Here is a 10,798-nt window from a genome sequence, read left to right as displayed (position 1 = left end):
TTGGACCGCGGTTCCCAAAAAAAACCCCGAACCTTTCGGTTCAGGGTTTCTTGAGTGGTGGAGCTATGCGGGATCGAACGGGCAGGCCACCCTGCGCGGACCGTCTGCGCAGGAAGGCCTGCCCGTTGTACCGCGGTATTAAAAAAAAACCCCGAACTTTTCAGTTCAGGGTTCTTGGATGGTGGAGCTATGCGGGATCGAACCGCAGACCTCAACACTGCCAGTGTTGCGCTCTCCCAGCTGAGCTATAGCCCCGTAATTCTCTGAGGACGCGAATTCTAGTGAGGGTGCATCCGGCTGTCAAGCCTATCTTGGGCAGGTACGGAATTCGGCACTAGCAATCGACAAAATTGACCGGCACTTCCAATACATTCACCGCCAGACCACCGCGCGAGGTCTCCTTGTATTTGTCCTGCATGTCGCGACCGGTATCGCGCATGGTCTTGATCACCTGGTCCAGGGAGACATAGTGTTCACCGCTGCCACGAAGGGCCATGCGGGCGGCACTGATGGCCTTGATCGCCCCCATGGCATTGCGTTCGATACAGGGCACCTGCACTAAACCGCCCACAGGGTCACAGGTGAGCCCCAGGTTGTGTTCCATGCCGATCTCTGCGGCGTTCTCCACTTGCTCCGGAGTGCCGCCCAGGGCGTCTGCAAGCGCTCCTGCGGCCATGGAGCAGGCAGAGCCGACCTCGCCCTGGCAACCCACCTCGGCGCCGGAAATCGAGGCGTTGATCTTGTACAGGATACCGATGGCTGCGGCGGTGAGCAGATAGCGGGTAACATCGCACTCGCTGGCCCCCTCGCAGTGCTTGAGGTAGTACTTCAGTACCGCAGGGATAATGCCGGCTGCACCGTTGGTGGGCGCGGTTACAATACGCCCGCCCATGGCATTTTCCTCATTCACCGCCAGGGCATACAGAGTGACCCAGTCCAGGGTGTTCAGCGAGGGATCCCGGAGGCCACCGGTATGGCTTTCAAGTTGCCGGTACAGGGCCGCAGCGCGGCGCCTGACCTTGAGGCCGCCGGGCATCACGCCATCGCCGCGACAGCCGCGTTCAATGCAGGCATCCATCTCTCGCCACAGGGCCAGTAGCCCGGCGTGAATTTCGGCCTCACTGCGCCAGACTTTCTCATTCTCGAGCATCAGCCCACTGATCGACAGCCCGCTGTTCTTGCACTGTTGTAATAATTCCCCGGCGGTAGTGAACGGATAGGGTTGCTCCGTGGGATCATCGACTACGGGGTCACCGCCCTCCGCCGCCGTCTCATCCACCACAAAGCCCCCACCGACCGAGTAATACACTCTCTCCAGCATGGGCTCGCCAGATGCGTCGAAGCCCGTAAAACGCATACCATTGGAGTGCCAGGGTAATGTCTCTTCGCGGTGCATGACCAGGTCATTGCGATAGCTGAAGTCGATCGGGTACTCGCCCAGTATGTGTAACCGGGCGCCTTCGCGAATGCCCCTTACCCGATCAGCAATCTCCTCAACCACTACCGTTTCCGGCGTCTCGCCCTCAAGGCCGAGGATCACCGCCTTGGGAGAGCCATGCCCCGCCCCGGTTGCGCCCAGCGAGCCATAGAGCTCGGCAGTAATCCGCGAGCAGCGTGCGAGTAACCCGGACACCTGCAGTTCAACGGCAAATCGCCGGGCCGCGTTCATCGGCCCTACGGTGTGAGAACTGGAGGGACCAATGCCGACTTTAAACAGATCGAACGCGCTGATTGCCATTTACTCGCGCGCCGTTCCGCCAGGTGCCAGTTGCTGATACTCTTTTTCCAGCCGTTTGGCCGCTTTTTTGGATACCCCGCCAAGCACGTCAATGGCATGACGGATACGCATGCGGCTCATGTCCGGCCCGATCATCGCCATGGAATCCACCACCGAAAACGAGGCGCTGGAACCGGCTATGGCGACAAACAAAGGTGCCAGAAAATCCTTGATCTTGTAACCCCGGGCATTTGCCAGGTCTTTGAGGGCCTCCCAAACGGCATCACGATCCCATTCGCGGATTGCTTCCAGCCGCCACAAGGCAAACTGCATATTGGCAATCAGGTCCTCGGGCTCGCCTTTCACCTCGGCGAACGACGCCGGGGTGATCGGTAGCGTCCCCGATACCAGGAACGCCGCCAGGGGCGCAAAGTCACTGAGGGTTTCCAGCCGTTGCTGAGCGTGGGGCAGCACCTGCATCAGGTTGTCGGCGTTGTAAGCCCAGCTCACCAGACGCTGCGCCAACTGTTCCTGGCTGAGGTCTTCGCGTATCCACAGGCCGTTCAGCCAACGCAGCTTGTCCACATCAAAAATGGGTCCGCCCAGGGAAACACGGTGGATATCAAAATTCTCCAGCATCTGCGGCAGGGAGAATTTTTCACTCTCATCGGGCATGGACCAGCCCATGCGCCCCAGGTAATTGAGCAGGGCCTCCGGCAAAAAGCCCATGCGCTGGTAGTAGAGAATACTGGTCGGGTTTTTGCGTTTGCTGAGCTTCGATTTATCCGGGTTGCGCAATAGCGGCAGGTGGCAGAACACCGGCAGGTCCCAGCCGAAATACTGATACAACAACAGGTGCTTGGGCGCCGAATTAATCCACTCTTCCCCGCGCAGTACATGGGTAATACCCATCAGGTGATCATCCACCACATTGGCAAGGTGATAAGTGGGCATGCCGTCGGATTTGAGCAGAATCTGGGCATCCACCATGCTCCAGTCCAGCTCGATGGTGCCGCGCAACAGGTCTTCAACGGCGCAGCTACCCTCACCCTCGGGCACCATCATGCGGATAACATAGGGCATGCCGGCGTCACTGCGCCTGGCGACCTCTTCCCCGGGCAGCGCCAGATCCGAGGGTTTCAGTGCCGTGCTATTGCCCGCGGCCTTGCGTTGTTCGCGCAGCTGCTCGAGTTCTTCCGGGGTGCGATAGCAGACAAAGGCATTGCCCTGCTTTACCAGCTGCAGTGCATATTCACCATAGATCTCCATGCGCTCACTTTGCCGGTAAGGACCGCAGGCACCACCGATATCCGGCCCCTCATCCCACTCCAGGCCCAGCCAGCGCAATGAGTCGAGGATGGCCCGCTCGGACGCAGGCGTGCTCCGCAGCTGATCGGTATCCTCGATGCGCAGAATGAATTCGCCACCGTGGGCGCGGGCAAAACAGAGGTTGAACAGGGCGATATAAGCGGTGCCAACGTGTGGGTCGCCGGTAGGCGAAGGCGCGATACGGGTACGAACAGTCATGATGATTCCGGGCAGAGAGCGAAGTCGCCGATTATACGGATTCGCCGCTGGAAAGCACACCGCTGCCGGTCTCCAGGCCCGGCGCGAGTCCCGCCAGAATATCCAGCGCAGCGCAGCGCCTGGCCGGGTCGTAAATATCAACCGTAAACATCAGTTCGTCGATTTCCGCGGACTCGAGCAATTGCTGTAACTGCTGCTGCAGTCGATCCGGCCCGCCCAACAACTGCAAGCCGAGAAAATCCCTGACCGCGGCTTCCTCTGCGGGGCTCCACAGGCCATCCATGGCCGCTACCGGCGGCTGCATGAACAATGGCTGGCCGCGCATGAGTGCAAGGATGCGCTGATGACTGGTGGTGGCGAGGAACCTGGCCTCGGCATCCGAGTCTGCCGCGATCGCCGGCACAGCCAGGAGGGCATGGGGCGCGGCAAGCTGCGCGGAGGGCGTGAATCTGGCCCGATAAAGTGCCAGCGCCTCGCGATACAGGCGCGGCGCAAAATGGCCGGCAAAGGCATAGGGCAAACCCAGCGCTGCGGCCAACTGGGCACTATAGAGACTGGAACCCAGCAGCCAGATCGGCACATTCGTATCAGCGCCGGGAATAGCCTTGACCTGTTGGCCGGGTTGTAGCGGGCCGAGCAGCCGCTGTAACTCCTCAATATCCGCGGGAAACGCCTCCGCACCGGGCCCGGCCCGACGCAGCGCGCGGCTGGTTATCGGGTCCGTACCCGGGGCACGGCCAAGGCCGAGGTCAATTCGATCCGGATACAGGCTGGCCAGGGTGCCAAACTGTTCCGCAATCACCAGCGGCGGATGATTGGGAAGCATGATGCCACCGGAGCCCACCCGAATGGACTCGGTGGCTCCCGCGATGTGCCCGACCAGGATCGACGTTGCGGCACTGCTGACCCCCTCCATATTGTGATGCTCAGCCAGCCAGAAACGACGAAAACCAAGCGCTTCGGCATGGCGCGCATAAGCGACGCTGTGGGCAAGGGTTTTACCCACCGAATCACCTGCGCGTACGGAAGCCAACTCCAGTAGTGAGAAAGGGATAGCTGATGTCATAATGCACTACCTTGTTTAAAGTAAGCGCAGTGTACGTGCCAACGGCGCTTCTGCCAAAGCGCCGGGAAAGGAAGAGGCTTGCTATCCTGGCTCTAAATGCGAATAATTAGCGTTATCACTAATATCATTCACAGCATTGAGAGGACCTGATTTTGAATCGTATTCGCCACTGGCCCATGATCCGCATCCTGACCCTGTTGGCGATGCTGCTGCCCGCCCTTGTTGCCTGTTCCAAGAGCGAGACCGTTAATATCTATTCCGCGCGCCAGGAGTCGCTGATAAAGCCGTTGCTGGACCGTTTTACCAGCGAAACCGGTATTGAGGTAAACCTGGTGACTGGTGCCGGTGACGCCCTGCTTGCGCGACTGAGCAGCGAGGGTCGCAATTCACCCGCTGACCTGTTGCTGACATCCGATGCGGGCAACCTGTACCGGGCACAGGAGGCCGGGGTGCTGCAGCCGGCAATCTCTGCCGAACTCGAGGCCGCCGTACCCGAACATTTGCGCAGCCCCGAAGGCTACTGGTATGGCCTGTCCTTGCGAGCGCGGGTCATTGTCTATGCCAGGGACCGGGTAAATCCGGATCAACTAAGCAGCTATCAGGCACTGGCCGAACCACAGTGGGAGGGCCGGATCTGCGTGCGTTCCTCGGCCAATATTTATAACCAGTCACTGGTTGCCGGAATGCTGGCCAGCGAAGGTGTCGAGGCCACTGATCAATGGTTGCAGGGGTTTGTCGGCAACTTTGCCCGGCCCCCCCAGGGTGGTGACCGCGACCAGATCAAGGCGGTAGCTGCCGGTCAGTGTGATGTGGCACTGGTTAACAGCTATTACCTGGGAGCAATGCTGCAATCGCCAGAGCCCGAGGAGCGTGCCGCCGCAACCAGGGTCGAGCTGTTCTGGCCAAACCAGGAAGGCCGCGGCACCCACGTGAACATTAGTGGTGCCGGCGTGACACAGGCAGCGAAGCACCCCGAGCAGGCCCGTCGTCTGATTGAGTTCCTGCTCCGGGAGGAGAGCCAGCGCTGGTATGCCGAAAGCAATAATGAATATCCCGTGCGGCCCGGCGTTGCGCCCAGCGAACTGTTGCTGTCCTGGGGGTCCTTCAAGGCCGATATGATCAATGTCAGTGAACTGGGTCGCCTGAACGCCGCCGCAGTAATGGCTATGGACAGAGCGAATTGGAAGTAGGCACCCCTGCGTTTACCTACCCGGAGCCCAGTCCCTGGCCAGCGCGACTCTGGCGCACTGGCATATTACTGGGAACGCTACTCATAGCCATACCCGTGCTGGTAGTGGTTGCCAGCCTGCTTGCGGGCTACAGCCCTGCCTGGCAACACCTGTTGAGTACGGTAATCAGCGACTATGTGTTCAATTCCATAGTGCTGATGCTGGGCGTGGGGCTGGGCACTTTCAGCCTGGGGGTCAGCGCTGCGTGGCTGACCGCCATGTGCGAATTTCCCGGCCGCCGTTTCTTCAGCTGGGCGCTGTTGCTGCCCATGGCCATGCCGGCTTATATCATGGCCTATACCTATACCGGTATGCTCGATTATGCGGGGCCCGTACAAACCCTGTTGCGAGACACCTTTGGCTGGGGCTTTGGCGACTACTGGTTCCCGGAGATCAGGTCACTGGGCGGCGCCATTTGTATGCTCTCCCTGGTGCTTTACCCCTATGTGTATCTGCTGGTGCGGGTTGCATTTCTGGAGCAGTCCACCGCGGTGCTTGAGGCCAGCCGCAATCTCGGCAAAACACCGTGGCAAACCCTTTTCCTGGTCGGCCTGCCCTTGGCCCGGCCGGCGATTGCGGCCGGTGTCAGCCTGGCGCTGATGGAGACCCTGGCTGATTACGGGACGGTGGCCTATTTCGGCGTGAGCACCTTCACCACCGGCATCTTCCGGACCTGGTACGGGCTCGGTGAGTTGCAGACAGCAGCGCAGCTGGCGGCTTTTCTGCTGTTATTCGTGTTCACCCTGTTGATTCTGGAGCGACGCTCCCGACAACGACTCCGTTTTCACAAGACCGCGGTGCGTGACTTTCCCACCCGTATTTCCCTGCGCGGCTGGCGTGCCGCGCTGGGTTTCAGCGTGGCGCTGATGATTCTGCTGGCCGGATTCCTGTTCCCGGCCGCCCAGCTGGCGGTGTGGGGCGCAGCTAATTACCTGCAGATTTTCGATGTCCGTTTCCTGCAACTGGTGAGCAACAGTTTTATGCTGGCGGCGCTGGCTTCCTTTTGCTGCCTGCTACTGGCGCTACTGTTCGGCTACGGCAAGCGTTTATATCCGGGGCCTGCGGAAACGGCTGCAGTGCGCGTTGCCGGGATGGGCTATGCCGTACCGGGAACGGTGATAGCGGTAGGTGTTCTCATACCTTTCGCCTGGTTCGATAACACGGTGGACAGCCTGCTGCGGGAAACCCTGGGCATATCCTCGGGGTTATTATTGAGTGGTACGCTGATTGCCCTGGTTTTTGCCTATGTTGTGCGCTTTCTTGCAGTCTCGCTGCAAACCGTCGAATCAGGACTGGCGCGCATTCGTCCCGGCATTGATGAATCCGCGCGATCCCTTGGCCACAGCCCATTAAGTATACTGCGCCGGATTCACCTGCCCATGTTGCGTGGCAGTGTATTAACCGCACTGTTGCTGGTATTTGTGGATGTCCTCAAGGAATTACCGACAACACTCATCCTGCGCCCATTCAACTTCAATACCCTGGCTGTACGAGCACACGAGCTGGCCTCGGATGAACGGCTGGCCGATGCGGCGCTGCCGGCACTGGCGATCGTGCTGATCGGTCTATTGCCTGTTATCCTCATGTCCCGCAGTATGCCCGGCCCACAGGAGTCCGCATGAACAGCCAGCTGGAACTGCAGCAGGTGTCGATTAAATATGGTGAGTTTACCGCCGTGGATGCTGTTACGTTAACCCTGGAAAAGGGCCAGATTGGCTGTCTGCTGGGCCCCTCGGGCTGCGGTAAAACCACCCTGCTGCGTGCGATTGCCGGCTTTGAGCCGATTACCGCAGGCAGTATCGCCCTGCGTGGGACCGTCATCAGTACACCCCGCAGGCAATTGCCCCCCGAGCAACGCAAGGTGGGCATGGTGTTCCAGGACTTCGCGCTGTTCCCGCACCTGGACGTGCGCCGTAACGTCGGCTTCGGGTTGAGCCAACTGCCCCCGGGGAAACGCCGGCAGCGGGTTGAAGAAATGCTGGACCTGGTGGCCCTGGCACCTTATGCCGGGGCCTTTCCCCATGAACTTTCCGGGGGCCAGCAACAGCGCGTGGCGCTGGCGCGGGCACTGGCTCCCAATCCGGAAATCCTGTTGCTGGACGAGCCTTTTTCCAGTCTCGACAGCGAACTGCGCACCCAGTTGGCGACAGAGGTACGGGACCTGCTGAAACAGAATGGAGTGACTGCCATTCTGGTGACCCACGATCAGAATGAAGCGTTCGCCATGGCGGACCAGGTCAGTCTGCTCAATCATGGCCGGGTCGCACAATCCGATACGCCCTACAATCTCTACCACAATCCCGGTAATGAATTCGTTGCGGAATTTATCGGTGATGGCAACATGATTACCGTGACTGTTAACGCCGCCGGGGAAATGAGTGATGGCCTGGGTGTACTCGACCAGGGCCACCCCCGGTGGCGGGCAGGCGAGCCCATGCGCTTGCTGGTGCGACCGGACGATGTCATCCACGATGACAGCAGCGATCTGCAACTGCGGGTGGTGGGCAAGGCATTCCGCGGCGCGCACAACCTCTATGACCTGTTACTGCCCGACGGCCAGCATGTGCCCTGCCTCACACCCAGCCATGTGGATGTGGCGCTGGGCAGTCATTTGCCGGTGCGGTTCCACCTTCAGCATGTGGTCGTGTTCTCCGCGAATCAGGGCTGATCCACCGCTACCGGCGACCAGGCCATACCGTCGGGCTCCAGGCCTACGGACAAATCGCCCTGGTACTCGAGGGTCGCCGCATCCCACACTGTTATTAAATGGGCGTTGGTGTGGGCGACAAACAACCATTTTCCATCTCTCGAAAGCAGCACGCCCACAGGGATGGAGCTGTCTGGTATCAGGTCACTCAACAGGGTCTTCTCGGGACGGGCCGCACTGACATCAAAGTCCAGCCGCTCCAGCACCCGGCGCTCGGCAACATCCATGACCACCAGTGCATCGGCCCTGGCCAGGGTAATGTAGACCCGGGCGCGCGCATCGTCCGCCTCCGCCCTGATCGGGAAGCCCGGCAGGTCCAGTGTCGCGAGAATCTCGAGAGCGTTCGCGTCGATGATGCTCACCGTGCCGGCGGCGCGATTGGTTACCCATATCTCGTTCTCCCGCACCAGCGCGATGCCCTCCGCGCCTTCTCCGGTCTCTATATCAGTGCGCTTTTTGCGCGCCAGCAGATCCACCACCGTGAGTGTTCCCGAACCGATATTGGTGGTGAAGGCCTGTCTCTGGTTTGCGGACAGGGCCAGCATGTGGGTTCCCTCCTGGTCCGTTGCAACTTCATACAACACTTTCTCTGCATTGACATCGATAACCAGCAGGCTTCTCCTGCCCTCCGCAGTCACCACAGCGTGGCTGTCATCCAGCCACTCAAGACCGTGAGGGCGGCTGTTTGGCGGTAACGCGATAGTGGCCATCGCCGCGGCATCAACAATATCAACCAGGGTCAGGCTGTGCCCCGGTTCGGCGCCGGTACCGTAGTCGCTGACCAGGGCGTGACGCCCATCGGGGGAGACGGCGACCTCGTGTGGGCCATTGCCCGTGGGCAGCGTGGCCACTACCCGCAGATCCTCGACTGCCACCAGGCTGACGGTTGCCTCGCTTTTATTGGCCACCACCAGTGTTGCGCCGTGAGTGGCGCTTGCGATGAGAAATCCGAGCAGGGTCCAGATGGCAATCACAATACGGATACGGTTCATGGGCAATCCTCGCAAGAAGTTATCGCTGTTGTTCGGGCAGCACCGTCCACTCCGGCGCTTCGAATTCGCCGATCAGGGTGATTTCAACATGAGGCGTCTGTTCGGCAATGATCTCGGCAACGCTTTCCGGCAGTTGCGATTCCATGGCGTCACGCGCCTCTTTACTCTCCCACGTGGCAATTGCCAGCAGCCGTTGTGGATCGCCGATTTTACGATGCAAGCGGGTGCCCTGGGCGCCGGGCGCACGCTGGATAATTTCGCTGGCGCGAGTCCATGCCTCGGCATACTGTTCAGCGCTGTAACCCGGCTTCAGAAAAACCTCAAAAATATAATGCATTCCTAATCTCGCTTTACGGGCAATAATTCTGCCAGTTGGTCGAAGTGACTGAACACGAGATCAGCCAGGTGTTCATCATCACCACCGGACTGTTCGGCGTAAAGTACAGCCAGCATACCGGCGTTGCGGGCCGCCTCCAGATCAAAGCGGAAGTCGCCGATATAAGCCAACCGGTGCACCGGTAACTGCCAGAGGCGGGCCAGTTGCAACAGCCCGGCAGGATCCGGCTTGGGCAGCGCATCCTCGCGGGTAATCACCGGGATATCCGGTAACAACAGTTTCTGCTGTACCTTTGCGACCACGCTACGCGAGTTGCGGGTAACAATACCCACAGGCACGCCGGCCGCAACCAGTGCCTCCAGGTAACGCTGCGCGCCCGTTATCCATGTTGACGCAACAGCACCCTCCTGCTCATGACGATCAATAATGGCGGCGGTTTGCGCACGTTGCTGCGGACATGACAGTGTATCCATAAACTCCAGCAGTCCGAGGCTTTCCGGGCATCCGGTTTCAGCTCGCAGGGCATCAAAGTCCAGTCGCGAATTTACCAGTGTCCCGTCGAGATCAAAAATGATTCCCTGCATGGGTTCGGTGATGTTGATAACAGACTCCCGTGTTCTTAGTGTAGAACGTTACTTTACTGATTGCCCGAATGCGAGAATAACGACCGGACCCTGTCGTGATCAAGCCACTGGGCCCCGGGAATATCGGTCAGCCCGGAATGCCGCAATGACTGGCGTACAGAGGACGTAAGGCCAGTGGCGAGCAGACGCTGGTAATACGGCAGCTCCGCTACATAACCCGGCAAGGTTTGCTCGAGACTACTGGCGCCCCCTATCGTCTCCAGAAAGCCGTCGAGAAAATTGGCGAGCGCGCGTTGCAATCCAGAATCATCTTTCAATTGTTCACCGGGGACGATCTGCCAGGTCATGTCGGAGCGCAGACGGCATTCACCGACACAGGCCCCGGGTGCGCGGCTACCCCACTCCTGCGGATTGATCAGTGAGAGTTGCCAGCGGTGGCCCGACCAGTACAGGAAATAGTCACAACCGACCACCGGCTTGAAGGCAAAACTCGCAGACAGCACCAGCGCTGAGGCGAAGTAATCCACCAGCAACTCCCCGGCCGGTTTTGCAGCGACCGTTCCAGGCTGCAATGCGTGCCAGTGTTCCAGTACGGGCACCAGTCCTTTCCCTTGCGGGTTGGGGTTTTTCATGCTTCGA

Annotated in this window: 10 protein-coding genes and 1 tRNA gene; 3 read left to right on the top strand and 8 right to left on the bottom strand. The window is 59.8% G+C overall.

Annotated features, from left to right (window positions below):
- Nucleotides 1–179: 179 nt before the first annotated feature.
- The 4 genes from CWI75_RS09465 to CWI75_RS09450 all read right to left on the bottom strand — a co-directional run bounded on the left by CWI75_RS09465 (nt 180) and on the right by CWI75_RS09450 (nt 4,310).
- Nucleotides 180–255, bottom strand: a tRNA-Ala gene (locus CWI75_RS09465).
- A 79-nt stretch (nt 256–334) separates the two neighbouring features.
- Complete coding sequence (locus CWI75_RS09460; protein WP_101521253.1) at nt 335–1,738, bottom strand: L-serine ammonia-lyase; 1,404 nt, start codon at nt 1,736–1,738, stop codon at nt 335–337.
- Complete coding sequence (gene gltX, locus CWI75_RS09455; protein WP_101521252.1) at nt 1,739–3,244, bottom strand: glutamate--tRNA ligase; 1,506 nt, start codon at nt 3,242–3,244, stop codon at nt 1,739–1,741.
- Between the two features lie 31 nt (nt 3,245–3,275).
- On the bottom strand, nt 3,276–4,310 hold the full coding sequence (locus tag CWI75_RS09450) for an LLM class flavin-dependent oxidoreductase (protein ID WP_101521251.1): 1,035 nt from the start codon (nt 4,308–4,310) through the stop codon (nt 3,276–3,278).
- 152 nt (nt 4,311–4,462) lie between these two features.
- Here CWI75_RS09450 and CWI75_RS09445 point away from each other — a divergent pair, with 152 nt between their 5' ends.
- From CWI75_RS09445 to CWI75_RS09435, 3 genes are read left to right on the top strand one after another with little or no spacing between them, the layout of a single operon-like run.
- A complete protein-coding gene (locus CWI75_RS09445; RefSeq protein ID WP_206604685.1) occupies nt 4,463–5,500 on the top strand; it encodes a Fe(3+) ABC transporter substrate-binding protein in 1,038 nt (345 codons plus the stop codon).
- Nucleotides 5,491–7,161 carry an ABC transporter permease gene (locus CWI75_RS09440; protein ID WP_101521250.1) on the top strand — a complete coding sequence of 557 codons (1,671 nt, stop codon included), beginning with the start codon at nt 5,491–5,493 and terminating at the stop codon, nt 7,159–7,161. The genes CWI75_RS09445 and CWI75_RS09440 overlap by 10 nt, the downstream gene beginning before the upstream one ends.
- Nucleotides 7,158–8,207, top strand: coding sequence for an ABC transporter ATP-binding protein (locus CWI75_RS09435; protein WP_101521249.1), 1,050 nt, complete (start codon nt 7,158–7,160; stop codon nt 8,205–8,207). Before CWI75_RS09440 ends, CWI75_RS09435 begins: the two co-directional genes overlap by 4 nt.
- On the opposite strand, the gene CWI75_RS09430 is transcribed toward CWI75_RS09435, so the two are convergent.
- The 4 genes from CWI75_RS09430 to CWI75_RS09415 are packed head-to-tail and all read right to left on the bottom strand — an operon-like array spanning nt 8,198 to nt 10,791.
- Entirely contained in the window at nt 8,198–9,238 is a 1,041-nt protein-coding gene (locus CWI75_RS09430) for a YVTN family beta-propeller repeat protein (RefSeq protein WP_101521248.1), read from the bottom strand. The two genes, CWI75_RS09435 and CWI75_RS09430, sit on opposite strands and share 10 nt — an antisense overlap.
- Nucleotides 9,239–9,257: 19 nt before the next feature.
- Nucleotides 9,258–9,575 carry an antibiotic biosynthesis monooxygenase family protein gene (locus CWI75_RS09425; protein ID WP_101521247.1) on the bottom strand — a complete coding sequence of 106 codons (318 nt, stop codon included), beginning with the start codon at nt 9,573–9,575 and terminating at the stop codon, nt 9,258–9,260.
- A 2-nt stretch (nt 9,576–9,577) separates the two neighbouring features.
- Nucleotides 9,578–10,159, bottom strand: coding sequence for an HAD family hydrolase (locus CWI75_RS09420; protein WP_101521246.1), 582 nt, complete (start codon nt 10,157–10,159; stop codon nt 9,578–9,580).
- Between the two features lie 53 nt (nt 10,160–10,212).
- Complete coding sequence (locus tag CWI75_RS09415; RefSeq protein WP_101521245.1) at nt 10,213–10,791, bottom strand: DUF2452 domain-containing protein; 579 nt, start codon at nt 10,789–10,791, stop codon at nt 10,213–10,215.
- Nucleotides 10,792–10,798 lie beyond the last annotated feature (7 nt).

This window comes from Kineobactrum sediminis (assembly GCF_002868715.1).
In the GTDB taxonomy this organism is placed as follows: Bacteria; Pseudomonadota; Gammaproteobacteria; order Pseudomonadales; family Halieaceae; genus Kineobactrum; species Kineobactrum sediminis.
This window is presented reverse-complemented; position numbering and strand designations above follow the sequence as displayed.

Coding starts and splice junctions, on each gene's coding strand:
- CWI75_RS09430 (WP_101521248.1), bottom strand. CDS start 9,238: ATGAACCGTATCCGTATTGTGATTGCCATCTGGACCCTGCTCGGATTT.
- gltX (WP_101521252.1), bottom strand. CDS start 3,244: ATGACTGTTCGTACCCGTATCGCGCCTTCGCCTACCGGCGACCCACAC.
- CWI75_RS09460 (WP_101521253.1), bottom strand. CDS start 1,738: ATGGCAATCAGCGCGTTCGATCTGTTTAAAGTCGGCATTGGTCCCTCC.
- CWI75_RS09435 (WP_101521249.1), top strand. CDS start 7,158: ATGAACAGCCAGCTGGAACTGCAGCAGGTGTCGATTAAATATGGTGAG.
- CWI75_RS09415 (WP_101521245.1), bottom strand. CDS start 10,791: ATGAAAAACCCCAACCCGCAAGGGAAAGGACTGGTGCCCGTACTGGAA.
- CWI75_RS09425 (WP_101521247.1), bottom strand. CDS start 9,575: ATGCATTATATTTTTGAGGTTTTTCTGAAGCCGGGTTACAGCGCTGAA.
- CWI75_RS09450 (WP_101521251.1), bottom strand. CDS start 4,310: ATGACATCAGCTATCCCTTTCTCACTACTGGAGTTGGCTTCCGTACGC.
- CWI75_RS09420 (WP_101521246.1), bottom strand. CDS start 10,159: ATGCAGGGAATCATTTTTGATCTCGACGGGACACTGGTAAATTCGCGA.